The organism is Marinifilum fragile (genome assembly GCF_963677365.1).
Classification (GTDB): Bacteria; Bacteroidota; Bacteroidia; order Bacteroidales; family Marinifilaceae; genus Marinifilum; species Marinifilum fragile.
This window is the reverse complement of the sequence record NZ_OY781962.1, coordinates 3,015,315-3,032,130: the sequence shown is the minus strand read 5'-3', so window position 1 is coordinate 3,032,130 and position 16,816 is coordinate 3,015,315. Positions and strand designations below refer to the sequence as shown.

Annotated in this window: 18 protein-coding genes; 6 read left to right on the top strand and 12 right to left on the bottom strand. The window is 35.3% G+C overall.

Translation table 11 applies throughout. From position 1 onward, the window contains the following. Positions 1-61 precede the first annotated feature (61 nt). The 5 genes from ACKPCA_RS12060 to ACKPCA_RS12040 all read right to left on the bottom strand — a co-directional run bounded on the left by ACKPCA_RS12060 (position 62) and on the right by ACKPCA_RS12040 (position 5,354). On the bottom strand, positions 62-1,432 hold the full coding sequence (locus ACKPCA_RS12060) for a 4Fe-4S dicluster domain-containing protein (RefSeq protein ID WP_321279319.1): 1,371 nt from the start codon (positions 1,430-1,432) through the stop codon (positions 62-64). Positions 1,433-1,784: 352 nt separating this feature from the next. Then, complete coding sequence (locus ACKPCA_RS12055; protein ID WP_054715851.1) at positions 1,785-2,870, bottom strand: 3-oxoacyl-ACP synthase III family protein; 1,086 nt, start codon at positions 2,868-2,870, stop codon at positions 1,785-1,787. Positions 2,871-3,240: 370 nt separating this feature from the next. Continuing rightward, entirely contained in the window at positions 3,241-3,795 is a 555-nt protein-coding gene (locus ACKPCA_RS12050; RefSeq protein WP_321279318.1) for a chalcone isomerase family protein, read from the bottom strand. A 20-nt stretch (positions 3,796-3,815) separates the two neighbouring features. After that, entirely contained in the window at positions 3,816-4,109 is a 294-nt protein-coding gene (locus ACKPCA_RS12045; RefSeq protein WP_054715857.1) for a PQ-loop repeat-containing protein, read from the bottom strand. Positions 4,110-4,115: 6 nt separating this feature from the next. Then, complete coding sequence (locus tag ACKPCA_RS12040) at positions 4,116-5,354, bottom strand: mechanosensitive ion channel family protein (protein WP_054715860.1); 1,239 nt, start codon at positions 5,352-5,354, stop codon at positions 4,116-4,118. A 178-nt stretch (positions 5,355-5,532) separates the two neighbouring features. On the opposite strand from ACKPCA_RS12040, the gene ACKPCA_RS12035 reads away from it, so the two are divergent. After that, entirely contained in the window at positions 5,533-6,816 is a 1,284-nt protein-coding gene (locus ACKPCA_RS12035) for a M64 family metallopeptidase (protein WP_321279317.1), read from the top strand. 75 nt (positions 6,817-6,891) lie between these two features. Here the strand turns inward: ACKPCA_RS12035 and ACKPCA_RS12030 are convergent, their stop codons facing one another. Further along, on the bottom strand, positions 6,892-7,227 hold the full coding sequence (locus tag ACKPCA_RS12030) for a DUF6249 domain-containing protein (protein ID WP_054715866.1): 336 nt from the start codon (positions 7,225-7,227) through the stop codon (positions 6,892-6,894). A gap of 358 nt (positions 7,228-7,585) precedes the next feature. On the opposite strand from ACKPCA_RS12030, the gene ACKPCA_RS12025 reads away from it, so the two are divergent. Beyond that, positions 7,586-8,161, top strand: coding sequence for an RNA polymerase sigma factor (locus ACKPCA_RS12025; protein ID WP_321279316.1), 576 nt, complete (start codon positions 7,586-7,588; stop codon positions 8,159-8,161). Between the two features lie 20 nt (positions 8,162-8,181). Beyond that, the gene (locus ACKPCA_RS12020; protein WP_054715872.1) at positions 8,182-8,607 is read left to right on the top strand and encodes a hypothetical protein; all 426 of its coding nucleotides are present in this window, start codon (positions 8,182-8,184) and stop codon (positions 8,605-8,607) included. Positions 8,608-8,773: 166 nt separating this feature from the next. Here the strand turns inward: ACKPCA_RS12020 and ACKPCA_RS12015 are convergent, their stop codons facing one another. From ACKPCA_RS12015 to ACKPCA_RS11990, 6 genes are all read right to left on the bottom strand, one after another. Further along, complete coding sequence (locus ACKPCA_RS12015; protein WP_054715875.1) at positions 8,774-9,145, bottom strand: DUF3127 domain-containing protein; 372 nt, start codon at positions 9,143-9,145, stop codon at positions 8,774-8,776. 24 nt (positions 9,146-9,169) lie between these two features. Then, a complete protein-coding gene (locus tag ACKPCA_RS12010) occupies positions 9,170-9,604 on the bottom strand; it encodes a peptidylprolyl isomerase (RefSeq protein ID WP_054715878.1) in 435 nt (144 codons plus the stop codon). Between the two features lie 270 nt (positions 9,605-9,874). Next, positions 9,875-10,579, bottom strand: a complete 705-nt coding sequence (locus tag ACKPCA_RS12005; RefSeq protein WP_321279315.1) for an FKBP-type peptidyl-prolyl cis-trans isomerase — start codon at positions 10,577-10,579, stop codon at positions 9,875-9,877. 24 nt (positions 10,580-10,603) lie between these two features. After that, a complete protein-coding gene (locus ACKPCA_RS12000) occupies positions 10,604-11,206 on the bottom strand; it encodes an FKBP-type peptidyl-prolyl cis-trans isomerase (RefSeq protein WP_321279314.1) in 603 nt (200 codons plus the stop codon). Positions 11,207-11,323: 117 nt separating this feature from the next. Next, positions 11,324-12,028: a tRNA (5-methylaminomethyl-2-thiouridine)(34)-methyltransferase MnmC2 gene (gene mnmC2, locus ACKPCA_RS11995; protein ID WP_321279313.1), complete on the bottom strand. Its 705-nt coding sequence runs from the start codon at positions 12,026-12,028 to the stop codon at positions 11,324-11,326. A 74-nt stretch (positions 12,029-12,102) separates the two neighbouring features. Beyond that, positions 12,103-13,617 carry an MATE family efflux transporter gene (locus ACKPCA_RS11990; protein ID WP_321279312.1) on the bottom strand — a complete coding sequence of 505 codons (1,515 nt, stop codon included), beginning with the start codon at positions 13,615-13,617 and terminating at the stop codon, positions 12,103-12,105. Between the two features lie 107 nt (positions 13,618-13,724). Here ACKPCA_RS11990 and dinB point away from each other — a divergent pair, with 107 nt between their 5' ends. The 3 genes from dinB (at position 13,725) to ACKPCA_RS11975 (ending at position 16,662) form a co-directional block, all read left to right on the top strand. Next, entirely contained in the window at positions 13,725-14,789 is a 1,065-nt protein-coding gene (gene dinB / locus ACKPCA_RS11985) for a DNA polymerase IV (protein ID WP_321279311.1), read from the top strand. A 168-nt stretch (positions 14,790-14,957) separates the two neighbouring features. Beyond that, on the top strand, positions 14,958-15,740 hold the full coding sequence (locus ACKPCA_RS11980; protein ID WP_321279310.1) for a 5'-nucleotidase: 783 nt from the start codon (positions 14,958-14,960) through the stop codon (positions 15,738-15,740). Beyond that, a complete protein-coding gene (locus tag ACKPCA_RS11975; protein WP_321279309.1) occupies positions 15,715-16,662 on the top strand; it encodes a bifunctional metallophosphatase/5'-nucleotidase in 948 nt (315 codons plus the stop codon). The genes ACKPCA_RS11980 and ACKPCA_RS11975 overlap by 26 nt, the downstream gene beginning before the upstream one ends. Positions 16,663-16,816: the final 154 nt, after the last annotated feature.

Below are 16,816 nucleotides of genomic sequence, written 5' to 3'. Positions count from 1 at the left end.
TAGTTAAGGCATAGGAATTTTATTTCTGTGCCTTTTTTTATATTTTATCTTAAATGATGAATTAATAATCGGTATTGTTTTTGGGAATCCAGTTCGGAAGATCTGCCGATTTGGGTTTTCTTCCATAAAAGAAATTATCAAGATGTACTGCCAACATTCTGAATAAAGCAGAATTTTTAATGCCAAAACGAATGAAATTGTGTAGTAAATTATCGGGATGTGAGTATGGACAACAAGCCATGCAGCGACCACAATCGGTGCCTGCTTTGCACCAATAGGTAAAGCAAGATTCCGAATTAATTTGCCATCTTTTAATTCCATTTACAAGTTTTGGATCGTCGAACGATATGGATTTGCTCGGACAAACCTCTGCACATTTTTTACATTGTAAGCAGAAATCAAGCATCGAATTGTTCTTGGTTCTTTTGTCGGTATCCAATTCAAATTCTGTAGTAACCACTCCCAATCGCACTCGTGGACCTTTTTTAGGTGTCATCAGTAAGCCCATTCTGCCAATTTCACCTAGGCCAGCATCTCGGGCAACCAAAGGACAAACGATTTGGTAATTTCCATCGATGTGAGCTCGTGCTGAAAATCCTAGGCTCCTTAAGAATTGTGCCAGTTGAACAGCAATTCGTCCAGCCTCTAAATACTGTTGAGCCGATTCCATTACTATAGAAGATTGTGGTGCTGCGGCCACCATTTCCTGACTCATTTCAACAGTAAAGGCAATGGCATGTGTATGATTACTCTCAATAGGATTTCCATAACCTTCGCCTCTTCCTTTATGTGAATAGAAATGATAATCTTTCAATTCAGTAATTCCAACATTTAAGGCTCTTAGTTTTCTGCTCCAATCCTTAATAAACTTACTTAAATCGCTTTTTGAAATATTGGATTTTATTGGATTGATGTCACCATCAACAGCTTGATGAAATTGCTCAACCGTAAAAAAACTTGCATTGGCAGCTTTGTATGCGAATTCATTAAAAAATATGGACTTCTCTGCGGTTAATCCTGGTTCTTTTCTAAACTCGTTATCCAGTTTTAGTTTGTCAGGATTTTTGGAATAATATTCTTTGAACCTTTCAGTGTTTTCTTTCAACTCGTTTCTCGAGAACATGATGTCTCTCTCATCAATTTGCGTTTTTGGAAAATCATCGGTGATGTTTTTCTTATTACCAAAAGGGATTAAAAATAGGATGCTGGTAATTAAAAGATCAGCAGTAAGAATAAGTGCTATAACCTCCCAGTTGTAATACCATGTTAGCAAGTAAATGGGAGGCAGTAGTAAAGCGAGTAAAAGAGCTCTGAATCCAGCTCTTTTTTCCTTTTCCTGATAAAAAATAATGCATGTGTAAAGTAATCCTGCAAACAGAATGATTGAAAAAATCAAGCAGGTAAGAATTGATAGGTGGTATACTTGGGTCATTTTACTTGTCTTAGGGCAGCAAGATAAAGGATTTTTTTAGCGAATCCATTTTGCCAATCTAATTTGGATTCTTTCTCTGTAGAAAGGCTTCAATCTTATTTTGAATGGTAATATAATTCAAAAAAAATTACCCGAACCAACAAGTGTTAATTCGGGTAATATTTATAGTAATTTTAGGGTTAGAATGCAATTCCAAAATCAAATCTGATAATATCCTATTCTCCTCAATCCCCTTTATTTTCTAGCCTCTATCAGATTCAGCCCTGCTAATTTAGAAAAATTATTTTTGAATCCAACAAATTTGGATAAATCTTTATTAAAAAGATTGAAAATTTAACATTTAAAGTTCAATTTACACTTTATATACAAATGAGTTAATGTTCATTCCTGCACCAACAGAGGCAAACACAACATAGTCGCCAGAATTTAAATTGTGATCAGATAAAGTTCCTTTGGCAATTTGATCGTAAAGAATCGGAACGGTAGCCACAGAATTGTTACCCATTTTCTTTAAAATAATTGGCATAATATCTTCCGGCACTTCTTTTTCTTTATACAATCTAAACAATCGTTTCCCTATGGCTTCATCCATTTTTTCGTTTGCTTGGTGGATTAATATTTTCTTGATGTCTTTGATGTCTAATCCAGCTTTATCAATACTCTCCTTTACAACGCCAGGAACATTGGTAATTGCGTATTCGTAAATTTTACGGCCAAACATTTTAATGAAATGACTGTTACTGTTTCCTTCGAAATCAGCATTGTCTGAAATGTCTGATCTTAAGAAATAGGCTTGATCTTTGGTGTCCGTTCTCATTGCATGAGATAAGATTCCTGTTTCTTCTTCCGATTCACAAGCTTCCAATATGGTAGCACCAGCTCCGTCCGAATAAATCATACTATCTCTGTCATGTGGATCACAAACACGAGATAGTGTTTCTGCACCAATTACCAACACTCGATTGGCATCGCCCGATTTGATGTAGTAGTTGGCTTGGATCATCAATTGAACCCAACCAGGACATCCAAACAAGATATCGTAAGCAATACATTTTGGATTTTCTATTTGCAAAAGGTTTTTCACTTTTGCGGCCAAGCACGGAAGTTGATTGGTTAATGTTGAATTTGGTTTGATATCACCGTAATTGTGCGCAACCAAAATATAGTCAATGCTTTCTTTATCGATGTTTGAAGAATCTAGTGCATCTTTTGCTGCTAAATAAGCCAAATCGGATGCTTGCTGCTTATCAGTTGCATACTTTCTTTCTTCAATTCCGGTAATCTCACGGAACTTTTCAATTATTTCCTCGTTTGGAGTTTCAATTTTTTGTCCGTTCGGTTCAAAAAAATCATGGTTCAAAAAATGCGAATTTTTAACTTCGATACTTGGCAGATAACTACCTGAACCTACAATTTTAGAAAATCTCTTGGTACTCATTGTCATTGTTTTTGTTTCACAAAATGCACGCAAAATTTCGGGTGCAAAATATCTTCTCAAGAAACAGATTCCTATAGTCCGAAAGATTTGTTATATACCGATTACAAATAATTACCAGCTATATTTTATAGCCCTGCAATTGTGTATTGGCATAAAGTATTGTATAAGCAAAATGCTTTTCCAATCATTTTGATATACAATTAGTTTAAAAGTATTTATCCCTAAGGATAATAAGTTTGGTGTGGGCGCTAAGATAAAGTTTTTTTTTGAACTGTATCCGTTAAACCTTTATTTAGAAAGCAATTCTATCTTTCATGCAATAAAAAAAGGAGTGATCTAAAAATCACTCCTTTATTATTCTTTTCTGATTCTATTTAAGCAGATCTTCTTTTAAATTTTTATCGGCAGGTTTATTGCAAAGCCAAATGCCAAAAAGTGCTTTTTTAAAATCTAATCCATCAATTACCTTTTTAAGTTCTCCATTTTTGTATATCAAGCTTCCTTCCGAAGGGTTGTAAACAAATTCAAAAACGTCTTTCTTTTCTACTCCACTTAAAAAAACTGAGAGGAAATCATTTATTCTGGATTCTATTGGTTTAATATTGTTTTGGGTTGAATTTTTAAAACCATCTCTTGTGGCTTTCTCCATTTTCTCAGCTGTAATTAAGCCGGAAATAATTTCAAGTCTAATGCCCATGCATTTATCATCATTAATGATTTGCGATGCATCTTTGGTTTTACTTTCCAAATACAATCCCATTGCATACATATTCATCCAAAGTTTAACTCTGGTGCCAGCTCCTTGCAAGTGCAATTTTGTTTCTTTTACCATCATTTTTGATGGCAATTCAACACCGCCTACTTTAGTTTGTGCAAAAGAGCCAAAACAGCTAAGTATGACTAAAAAGGTAAGTAATTTCTTCATATTAATTTTTGGATTTAGCTTTATGAATAAATCAGTTTGGCATAACAGAGATAAAAAGTTGCCACAATGTTTACCATATAGTTTAACCAAAGTGGGTATTGTCTTTTATCTGCTTTTAAATCACCGTTTACAATATAGATAAAAGTAAACAGCACGCCAAAAGCCCACATCAGCAAAAAGGGCCAGTTAAAACTATCAACATCATGTGTTTTCCATGTTTGTACAACTTGTGGAATCACTCCAATACTTAGAATGATATTGCCAAACCAGCCCAATGACTCGAAAAAATCGAGTTTTTTAAAGATACTCTTCATTTATAGTTAGTTCATTAATTTTTGAAAATCATCACCAGTAGGATTCTGGAAGACTTTTAAATTGAATTCAGGTACAATTGCGAAAATGTGATCGAATATATCTGCCTGAATGGCTTCATAGTTTGCCCATTCCTGATCATTAGAAAATACATATATTTCAATTGGTAAACCCTTTTCGGATGCTTGTAACTGACGTACAAGGAAAGTCATTTCATTATGAATTTTTGGGTGATTGTAAAGATATGCTTCAACATATTTTCGGAATGTTCCAATATTCGTTAACCTTCTCTGATTTACAGGGATCTCACCTTCAGGATTTGATGATTGAATTTCTTCTTTCTTTTCTTTCATGTAATCTTGAATCAAGTTGATTTTTTCAAATTTATGGATGTCTTCTTCAGAAAGAAAGTGAATCGACTTTACATCTATATTTAAATGCCTTTTAATTCTTCTACCTCCCGATTCTTCCATTCCTTTCCAGTTATTGAATGATTCGGAAACCAAAGCATATGTTGGGATTGTACTGATTGTTTTATCCCAATTTTGAACTTTTACTGTATTTAGGCTGATATCGATTACAGTTCCATCGGCTCCTTTTGATGGCATTGAAATCCAGTCGCCAATGTTCACCATTTTGTTGGCGGATAGTTGAATGGAAGCTACAAATCCTAATATTGTATCTTTAAAAATCAACAGGATAACGGCAGCAAAGGCTCCCATTCCAGCAATAATAGTTAAAGGATTTTTATCGAATAAAACCGCGATTATTGTGATAATTCCCAATGCATAAAAAAAGATTTTTATAATTTGTATGTATCCTTTTATTGGTCGTGTTTTACTCACCGGCATGGTGTTGTATATATCGTTGCTTGCACTCAGGAAAGTATCAAGAAGCATAATTGCAAGGACAACCATATAAACATATGCTCCATTTTCAACAAAATTACTCCAGCTTTCATGGTCAATTAGTGAAGCGCTTGAATATATAATGAAGGCAGGAGCAAAATGGGAGATTTTATTAAATACTTTTCTTTCCAAAAGAATATCATCCCAATGGGTTTTGGTCTTTCTAACAACTTTAGTAATGATCGAGATTAGAATTTTTTTTGCAATAAAATCAGATAACCAAGCAACAATTAAAACGATAATTGCAGCAATAACTGATTGTAATAGAACAGCCCAATAATCTGAAAAACCTTCGCTGATTAACCAGTTCTTTAATTGAACGCCCAATAGTTCTTTCATGGTCTAATTAAATTTGTGTGTGAATTAAAAATCTAAGATATCTATTTCGATCAGGAAATGAAAAATGTGAATCTCGAATTGTTAAAAATCTTGAACAGATCTGACTTTCTGTGACAAATGTTTTTAATCGAACTCAGGTTATTTGTATTTTTATGACTTCAACTTAAACAATCGTAAAATGAACCTAAAACCATTATTAGTTTTGATGTTTATGGCATTAAGTAATTTTTGCAATGCACAAAACAAATTTGAAAAATACTTCGAAAATAAAACCCTCCGAATTGATTATTTAATGGGGGGTGATGCAAACTCTCAAACCGTATTTATGAAGGAGTTAAAAGAGGAACCTCACTGGGGAGGAAGTACCGTAAATCTGATAGATAAATTTGGATATGGAACTTTCGGATTCAAGTTGTATGATGAGGAATCGGGAGAATTGATTTATTCTAAAGGCTTTAATTCTCTTTTTCAAGAATGGCAATCTACAGATGAAGCAAAGAAATTAAAAAAAGCATTTTATCAGGTGAATGTGATGCCGTATCCTAAAAAGACAGCTCGTTTTGTGTTGGAGTCAAGAAGATGGGACGGAAGCATGGAGCAGATTTGGGAGTATACAATTGATCCTGCGAATTATTTTATTGGCAGAGAAAAGCCATTAACAGTTCCTTATACAAAGATTATGGGGAAGGGCCGTCCTGATAAAAGTGTTGATATTGCTTTTATTGCTGAAGGATATACGCTTGAAGAAATGGATAAATTTAGGGCAGATGTAAAAAGAGTTGCTGGTTATCTATTGGATGTACCTCCATTTGATAAGTATGCGAAAAACTTTAACATTTATGCTTTAGAATCTGTTTCAGAAGAATCTGGAACCGATGTGCCAGGTGAGAATATTTATAAGAATACAGCTGTAAATACTACATTTTATACCTTCGATGTTCCACGGTATCTAACAACTTTTGACATTAAGGCTCTGCATGATATTAGTGCAAATGTGCCTTACGATCAAATTTTTGTGTTGATTAATACCGATCGTTATGGGGGAGGTGGTTTCTATAATTATTATTCAAGTTGCTCGGCTGATAACCAATTGACATACGAAGTATCAAGCCATGAATTTGGACATGGATTTGTTGGCCTTGGAGATGAGTATTACAATTCGAAAGTTGCTTACGATGGTTTTTATAACCTGGAAGTTGAGCCATGGGAACCAAATATCACAACTATGGTTGATTTTGACTCTAAATGGAAAGACATGTTGGATGAATCAATACCTGTACCAACACCACGAACTCCTGAATATGAAAAAACACTTGGAGTGTTTGAAGGAGGAGGCTATATGGCTAAGGGAATTTATTCACCAGTTCAAGATTGTAAAATGAAATCGAATAACGAGAAACACTTTTGCCCTGTTTGTGAAAGAGCAGCCGAAGAAGTAATTCTGTTTCATATTGGTAAATAAAATTATAAGGCTTTGATATAAAAAAATGCGCTTCGAATTGAGGCGCATTTTTTGTTTGGGGTAAATTATTTCAAACTATTCAGTTTCTTGTTGCTTTTTAGCTATGCTGTAAAAAATTAACAGTGCTAAGCCACCAAATAAGAAGATCATTGAAAAGTAAGAAACTTCTTCGTTTAATCTTGTGTAGGCATCCAGAATATTACCAACTAGGATTCCTGCTGCCAATCCAATCAATAAAATTCCATACTTTAAGCTTTCAAGTGTGCTACACTTTTTTTCTCCTTGTAATAAACTAATATCCATGCCTTTTTCGATTAATGCTCTTCTTTCTTTATGTCTGTGTACTAAAAAAATGATTAGTGGAACACATCCAAATACTGAAATTATTGCTACTACACCTGTGATATCCATAATATGTGATTTTAAGGTTAAACTTAAATTTAATTTCAAAACTAAAATCGCTTATTGATTTTTGCTTTCAACTTTATGACGCCACCTCTTTAAAATCGGTTACAAAAAAAATTAAGAAAGTTTTAACGTGAGATATTATTCTGATGAAAATCATTGTATTAACTTGCATGTGTTGAGTAGAAAAAAAGAAATGTTGAACTTATTTTCTTAAGTCTGTAACCGAACCGAATACTTGTGCGTCTAAGTTACAGATGATTCAATAAAAGTTTAAATTTTGATTTTTGAAGCAACATTTAGCAACAAAAAATTGTCTTTTTAAGTGATGATGTTTTGTTGAGAGTTGAAAGTTTGATTTAATATGGCATTAAGAAGAGATAGCTATTATATTGCAAAAATAAAGGAAGGAGATCCTGGTGCGTATGCTGTTCTTGTTGATAAATACAAGAAAATGGCTTTTAATGTGGCTTTGCAATTAATGGGGAATAGAGAAGATGCCGAAGAAGTTGCTCAGGATGCTTTCCTGAAGGCATACCAAGCATTAGATACCTATAAAGGAGATGCAAAATTTTCAACTTGGGTGTACAGAATCATCTACAATACAGCAATTTCTCGATTGAGAAAAAAAAAGCTTGATGTAAGCTCTATTGATGAAGATTATTCAGCATCAGTAAATATAAAATCTACTCAATCGGCATTGCAGGAGATTCGTTCAGAGGAAAGGAAAATGTACTTAACGAAGGCTTTGCAGCAAATGAATGCTGAAGAAAGGACATTATTAACTCTATTTTATCTGGAAGAAAATTCGGTAGATGAAGTTTGTGAAATTACCGGATTGAGCCAGTCAAACGTGAAAGTAAAGCTGCATCGTGCACGAAAAAAATTGTATTCGCAATTGGAAACAATTTTACACGGAGAGCTAAAAACAATATTATAGATTTCTAAAAATAGAAAACCATGAACAAGCAAGAAGATATCTATAAAGACCAATTCATTAAGAATTTAATGAAAGATGTAGAGTTGGAAGAACCATCAGAGAGGTTCACCAACAAGGTGATGGATGACGTAATGCAAGATTGGTTGGCAAAACCAATTGAGGTAAAACAAATTAGATCAAGAAAGCAGTGGTTAGGAATTATTGGTTTATTAGTAGTTTTAGCAATAATATTGCTTGGAACTGACGTAAGAACAATAGTTAGTGATTTCGAACATCCATTTTTTACACAACTAGATAAATTATTTCTAACGCCAATTAATCAATTGTTGAATGGAGTTTTTGTTAGCTTGTCGAAGGTTCCTGTAATTGTTTATATTGTTGTAGTTGCCATGGCTTCTTTGGCAGCATTCGATAGAATTGTGAATAAGTATATTCACTTTAGGTAAGTTCAAACACAGCCGGTGCCGACCGGATTTTTCAATAATTTTTTTGACGATAAACTGTTCTTCATTCGAAGGGCAGTTTTTTTGTAAAAGTAGATACGAAAAAAGATTATTCACTTAAGCCATTGAAAAAACCCACTCCGATTGGAATGGGTTTGTATATTTTCAATTAAAAAGGAAGATCATCTTCTTCTGGAGCAGGTGGTATATCATCTGCAGTAAATTCTGGCATTTCTGGAATTCCTGCTTCAGCTTGTACTTTCTCAATTCTCCAAGCTTCCAAATTAGAGAAGTAGTTTACATTTCCATCTTTTTCCCATTTGCGACCGCGAATGTTAAAAGAAACTTTAATTTCTTCGTTCAAAGAAATTGGTTCCAAAAGGTCACATCTGTCTTGAGTTAATTGGAATTTAATGAAATCGTTCCATTCTGAATTTCTTTCATTTTCTACTTCAATTACAAACTCTCTTTTCTTAAAGCGATCGCTAATTTGTTGAGTATCATCTTTAACGATTACTTTTCCGTTGATTTCAAAATTCATCTGTATCTAATTATCTTTTAGGAATTACTCTTTAATGATTACAATTTTTTCGATTTTGTCGCCAGCGCGGATGTCATCGATCACATCAAGACCTTCAACAACTTTACCGAAACAAGTATGGTTTCTGTCTAGGTGAGAAGTGTTGTCGCGGTTGTGGCAAATGAAAAATTGCGATCCACCTGTGTTTCTACCAGCGTGTGCCATAGAAAGAACGCCTCTGTCGTGATATTGGTTGTCTCCATCCAACTCACAGTCGATAGAATAACCTGGTCCACCAGCACCAGTTCCATCAGGACAACCACCTTGAATAACAAAGCTAGGAATTACACGGTGGAAATTTAGTCCGTCGTAAAATCCGGATTCCGATAGGTTTACAAAATTTTCAACAGTTTTTGGAGCGTCTTTTTCGTAGAATTCTACTTTCATTACTCCTTTTTCGGTATGAATTTCAGCGTACATGACTATTTATTTTATTGGTTATTATACAGTTTAATTAGTTTTCAAAAGTCGAAAACAAGATTTTAAATTTACAACTTCGTCTTGGTAGTTGCAAAAGTATGCAAATCTAAAAAAAAGATATGGGCTTAAAAAATTGTCAACCTGTGATATGAATAAGAACTTGGAAATGAGACTCAAGTTTTTTGAAACAGCTAAGGGGCAAAAAACCCCTTTCGATTTTCATCAAAAGGGGTTCTGTTTTTAATATATCGTCCTGAAACTACAGGTCAATTATTTTTTAGGTTCTGCTGGTTTTACAATTTCCAAAAGTTCAACTTCGAAAATCAAAGTTTCGTTTGGACCTATATCACCACCTGCTCCACGAGGACCATATGCCAAATTAGCAGGAATGAACAATTCGTACTTAGAACCAACAGGCATTAACTGAAGTGCTTCAGTCCAACCTTTGATTACACGGTTTGCAGCAAAAGTAGCTGGTTGATTTCTTTTGAAAGAAGAATCAAACTCTTTACCATCGATAGTTGTTCCACGGTAGTGAACTTTTACCTGATCTGTAGCAGCTGGTTTTTCACCAGTACCTTCAGTAATTACTCGGTATTGTAAGCCACTAGCAGTAGTAATAACACCTTCTTTTTTAGCATTCTCAGATAAGAATTTTTCGCCTTTAGCGATATTTTCTTCACCAACTTTTGCTTGAAGAGCTCTCATGTAAGTGTTAATTACAGAACCACTTTCACGCAATTCAATTTTCAAAGAATCACCATCAATCACATCATAAATACCAGCAAGGATAGCTGCTTCGTTAAATTCAGTGATGTTGCTTTTCTTTAGGTTTGTTCCGAAGTTAATACCAATAGCGTAACTAACAGAATCAATTTGATTATTTAAGGCTACATCCTTATTTCCATTTTGGTTACAAGAAACAAGGGTCATAGCACCTAATCCAAGTGCAAGAGACAATGCTTTTAGTTTCATTTTGCGTTGTATTTTGGTTAATTATTAAACTATTTCTAACAACTCAACTTCAAAAATAAGAGTTGTGTGAGGACCGATTAAGTTACCAGCACCTTGTGCTCCGTAAGCTAAACCAGAAGGAACATATAATTTCCATTTCGATCCAACAGGCATTAATTGAAGAGCTTCAACCCATCCTGCAATTACACCATTCACTGGGAATGTAGCAGGCTCACCTCTGTTAACGGAGCTGTCGAAAACAGTTCCATCAATTAAAGTACCATGATAGTGACATTTTACGCTATCAGTACCTTTTGGTAAATCACCATTACCCTCTGTAACGATTTCATATTGAAGACCGCTTTCAAGAGAAGTTACACCTTCTTTTTTAGCATTTTCAGCTAAGAATTTTTTTCCAGCTTCGATTGCTACATTAGCTTGCTCTTCTTGAACTTTAGTGAAATATTCTTGAAGGATTTTGTTTGCTTCATCCGGAGAAAGTTCTGGCATTTTACCATTGAATGCAGCATCAAGAGCTTCCATGAATGGCTCAGTGCTAATGGTTTTTACTCCTGATGTAATTAAGTTGCTAGCAATGCTTAAACCAAGGCAGTAGCTTACTTTGTCTTGTTCTTCTGTGTACTTCATTTTATATAATTATTTTGTTATTTGCTTTTTGATTTATGATTAGTATGATCATAAAGATCGACTAAGGTAAGGCTTTTCCTTCACATATGCGAAACTGCATATGAAATTAAGTTTTTTTTACAATTGTTCGGCCGTTTTTATCGGTTCAAAATCATCGATTCGGGTGGCTCGTAACATTTCTCTTTTTCCAGGAGGGCCGGGAAGTCTTTTTACCTTAAAACCGGCAGCACGTAAGGCTCTTTTCACAATTCCTTTAGTACAGTAGGTGGTAAGTATGGCTTCTGAAGTTGTGGCCTGATAAATTTTCTCAAAAATAGCCTGACTCCATAAATCTGGTTGCACATCTGGTGCAAATGCATCGAAGTAAACCAAATCATATTTTGATGGAAAATTGAATTCAATTAAATCTCCCTGAAGTTTATGCAAGGTGAAATTCTCATTGATTTGCACATCGGTATTCCACTCACAGGAATGCAATTTTTGGAACATTTCCGAAGCTTCCATATTGGTTTGTTCTGCATAGTTTAAGTTCTCTATCAATTCTTTTTCAAGAGGGTAGAGCTCTATAGAGTGATAAATTACTTTTCTCTTCTGTTTTTCAGCCTCTGTTACCGTTAAAAAACAATTTAATCCTGTTCCAAATCCAATTTCCAGAATGTGTAATGGTTCCTGTTGTGCAAAATGAAATCCTGCATTCAGGAAAATATGCATCGATTCCTGAATTGCCCCATGGGTAGAGTGATAATGCTCATCCAAGTCGGGCATATAAAATGTATGAGAACCATCTTCGGTAACCTTAAGCTCCCTTTTTAATTTGTTCATCCGTTTATTTTTCATGTTTTTGTAGGATGTAACTTACTATGAGTAAATAATCATTCCAGTGCGTGAGTTATTAATTATTTACTCATGGACGTTTCATCTTTTAATGGATTAATTACAATTGATGTTTGACGTAATCTGCTTGGTAAAAGTCGAATCCAGAATTTTTGGAAAGGCAAAGGATAATCATTTTCAGGATGTTTGTGAAGCAGGAATAAAAACCAAAGGAAAAGTATACTTCCTTTTAAAATACTTGAAAAAGTGACTCCCCACCATACTCCGGTTACCTGAACATATTCAGAAGAGATCCATCCTTGAAAAAGGGGCAATAAATCTACTATTGTATAACTAAATAGAAATGCAAAAGGAATGCGCAGCACATTTCCGATAATGCCTACAATTGCTGGCGGAATGGCACGACCAACTCCGTTAAAAGCACCTGTGGTGGTAATTTCAATGCTCATGAAAACTTGTGAAAAACTCAAGATGATGAGGTAAACAATTCCCAATTGAACGACTCCTTGTTCGCTGTTTTTCATGAATAAACCAAATATAGATTCGCCAATAAACAGGAATAATACTGTACTGATTAGACCAATAAAGCCGGCGATTCCCAGAGTAATAAAAAATCCTTTTTGAATTCTATCCCATTTTTTTGCGCCAAAATTTTGTCCGGTAAATGTTCCCAATGCAGTTGAGAATCCTGAGGCTGTCATCCAAGATAAGGCTTCGATTTGCGCACCAATTGATTGTACTGCAAAAGGAATTTCGTTCCCTTCGGCAATGCCATTTAAAACACGAGCAAGCAACATTGCCAGGAATGCAAAACATACCGATTGCAAGGCAACAGGACCACCAACTTTAAGAATTGGTTGTAAGAACTTCTTTTGAATTTTGTCCAAATAGTGTTTAATGTTTAGAGGATTTTGCCTGATGTGCAGATTGTAGATAAAGATCACGAACACTAAGAATTGTGAACCAACAGTGGCAATTGCAGCACCTTTTGCTCCTAATGCAGGAATATCTCCCCAGCCAAATATCAAAATTGGATCGAGAATGATGTTCATGATTAGCCCAATTGTATTGACAACAAAAGGAATTCGAGTATTACCAGTGCCGTTGTAAATGCCCGACATGCTGATGTTGGTAAAGGTAAATGGCATACCAAATGCAACGAATCTTAGGTAATCAACTGCCGTTTGATTTACAAATTCACTATTAATGTTAAAGGTGCTAATAATCGGATGAGCAAAAACCCATACCAGTATCGCAAAAACAGATGAAATCAGTAAGGATAAACTGAATGCATTTTTTGCAAAAAATTGTGCATCGGCAATGTTTTTTCGACCAATGGATTGTGAAATGCCCACTTCAGCACCAATTTTAGGAATGAACATTAACGAAGATCCAAACCAAACCAGGTAAAGAGCCATTCCAACTGCACTAACCGTTTCCTTTCCAACATGCCCCAGCCAAGCCATATCCGTCATGTTATAGGACATTTGCACAAATGAAGTGGCAATGATTGGAATTGCCAATTTTACAATTTGCGTAAATATATTTCCTGATGTAAGATCTTTGATTTTATTCACTTTCTATTGACTTGCTTGTATAATTTGAAATTGGGCGTAAAATTACAAAAATGGCAGCGATTATTTTTTGATTGCCCCATGATTATTCAAATATTTGCACTGGAAATATGGAAGACATTCGAAAGATAATTCACATTGATATGGATGCCTTTTTTGCTTCGGTTGAGCAAAGGGATAATCCTGAATTGCGCAATAAACCCATAGCTGTTGGAGGTGATGGAGATAGGGGAGTTGTTGCGGCTGCAAGTTACGAAGCGCGTAAGTTTGGAGTTCGTTCTGCTATGCCTTCAAAAATTGCAAAAAAGCGCTGTCCACATTTAATCTTCGTTCGTGGTCGCCATGATCGTTACAAGGAGGTTTCCAACCAAATCATGAGCATTTTTTACGAGTATACCGATTTGGTAGAACCGCTGTCTATCGATGAGGCATTTTTGGATGTTACCCACAACAAAAAAAATCTGCCGTCAGCTACCTTAATTGCCCAGGAAATTAAAGCTCGAATTAAAGAGGAGACTAGTTTGACAGCTTCTGCGGGAATATCGGTAAACAAATTTTTGGCTAAAATAGCTTCTGATGTAAATAAGCCCGATGGATTGTTCGTGATTCCTCCCAAAAATATCGAGAGTTTTATCAACGATTTGCAAATTGACAAATTTTACGGTGTAGGTAAAGTTACTGCTGAAAAAATGCATAAACTTGGCATTTTTAGAGGAAAAGACTTAAAAGAAAGAAGTCTTTTGGATTTAAGCAGATTGTTTGGCAAGCATGGAGCTTATTATTACAATATTGCCAGAGGGATTGATGATCGACCTGTAAACCCGAACCGAATCAGAAAATCGGTTGGAACTGAACATACCTATCGAAATGATTTAATCGATACCCAGGAGATTAAAAAAGACCTGAGAAAAACGACAGAATCATTGGTTCGCAGACTAGAAAAAAGTGGATTTAGAGGCAGAACCTTAACTTTAAAGCTAAAATATAGTAACTTCGAGCAGGAAACTCGAAGCAGAACCCTACTTGGGGTATTTGAGGGTTTCGAGATGATTCAGAAAAATGCAGAAGAGCTTCTCGATCAGGATGAGCTCAAGAATAGTATTCGATTAATTGGTCTTTCCGTATCGAATAGAGTGGATGAATCGGAACCCATGCAGCTTACAATTGATTTTTAATAGATCAATTCTATTGATTCTTTAGTGGAATCAGATAACAATAAACCATTTTATAAATGATATCAGAGGATATTATTCTGATTGATATTGTCGATTGTTAGCAGATGATAATCGAATATTTATAATTTTATTAGTCAATAAAAGACTAAGGTGTATTTTATTTTAAACATGAGAAAAAACTTAATCAAATCACTCTTTATTGTTTTGATTGCTGCCCTATTTTGTTCATGTGCAGTAACATCAAAATCATCTGCCGAAAAGGTAGAATCACATTACACCATTAATGCCGATCTGGATGCCATATCGACAAAGGATACCAGTTTTTTTAACTTGATTAATTCGTACAAACACCAGTTGGATGGAGAGATGAATACCATAATATCATTTGCTGAAATGGATATGGTAACGGATAAACCAGAAGGTTTACTATCCAACTTTCTTGCCGATGCCATGTTCGAAATTGGTAACGATTTTTGTGTGGATCAACAATTAAAACATGGGGTTGATGTGGCCTTGTTGAACATGGGAGGAATCAGAACCTCACTCTCGAAGGGAGAAATATCTACCGGAAGGGTATACGAAATGTTACCTTTTAAAAACAAGTTGGTAATTGTTGGAATGGAAGGCAAACAGTTGGTGGAATTGCTTCATCGCGTTGCTTATTTTGGAGGCGAAGGTGTAAGTGGAGTGAAAATGGGAATTAAAGACAGAAAAGCGGTAAACATTCTCGTGAATGGCAAGCCAGTGGAACCAACCAAAATATATCATGTAATGAGTGTTGACTACCTGGTGAATGGTGGCGGCGGATTTACCGCCTTCGAACAACGCAAAACATTCCGACACATGCACCGATTGTTACGTTCGGAAATCATTAAATACATGAGCGAGAAGTACCAAAAAGGAGAAAAAGTATCGGCTAAACTAGATGGGAGGATTTACAATGTGGAATAGAAGAGAATTTATTACGAAATTGGGTTTAACCGGGGCATTTTTAAGCAGTGGATTATTTACCAAATCGCTTTTTGCAGCTTCGAACAGCAAGCATAAAATTACCTTATTGCATACCAACGATTTGCATTCGCGCATTGAGCCATTTCCAAAAAAAGATCCAAAATATGGTGGATTGGGTGGTTTTGCCCGATTGAATGCTTTGGTAAAGAAGATAAGAAGAGAAGAGGAGCATGTATTGCTGCTTGATTGTGGTGACGTTTTTCAGGGAACGCCATATTTTAACTTTTTTAAAGGAGAAGCAGAATACAAATTGATGTCAAAAATTGGTTACGATGCCGGTAATATTGGGAACCATGAGTTCGACAATGGAATTAAGGGGATTACCTCGCAGATAAAGAACCGTAATTTTCCTTTGCTAAATGCCAATTACGATTTTAGCGGAACCGATTTGGAAGGCAAAATTCCTCCATACCAGATCTTTGAAAAGGGAGAGCTTAAGATTGGTGTTTTTGGTCTGGGTGTTGATCTTACTGGTTATGTGGAACCTCAAAACCGCGAAACCATTATTTATATCGATCCGGTGGATGTCGCTAAAGATATGGTTCGAATCCTGAAAGAAGAGAATCATTGCGATTTGGTAGTTTGTCTTTCGCACATGGGACACACAAGTAATATTGGTGAAGATTCCGATATGGAATTTGCCAAGCAAACCCGCGGTGTGGATGTGATTTTAGGCGGTCACTCCCATACTTTATTGGAAAAACCAGAACGAGTGAAAAACCTGGATGGCGAAGAGGTAATTATCAACCAGGTAGGTTGGGCCGGAATTGCTTTGGGAAGACTCGACTTTTATATCGATAAGAAAAAGCAAACCAAATTGGCAGTTTCACAGTTAATGAAAGTAGACGGAAGTCTAGCCTGATACCGATTGGTATTTTGATTCAGAATTTGATAGGGACTGCATTATACCTTAATTATTTCGAAACATAAATGGTATAAAATTATTATTTTTGGGGCTTTGACTATCAGATCGTATGATGAAACGAGTAGGATTGAAATAATTATTACTTCAATAG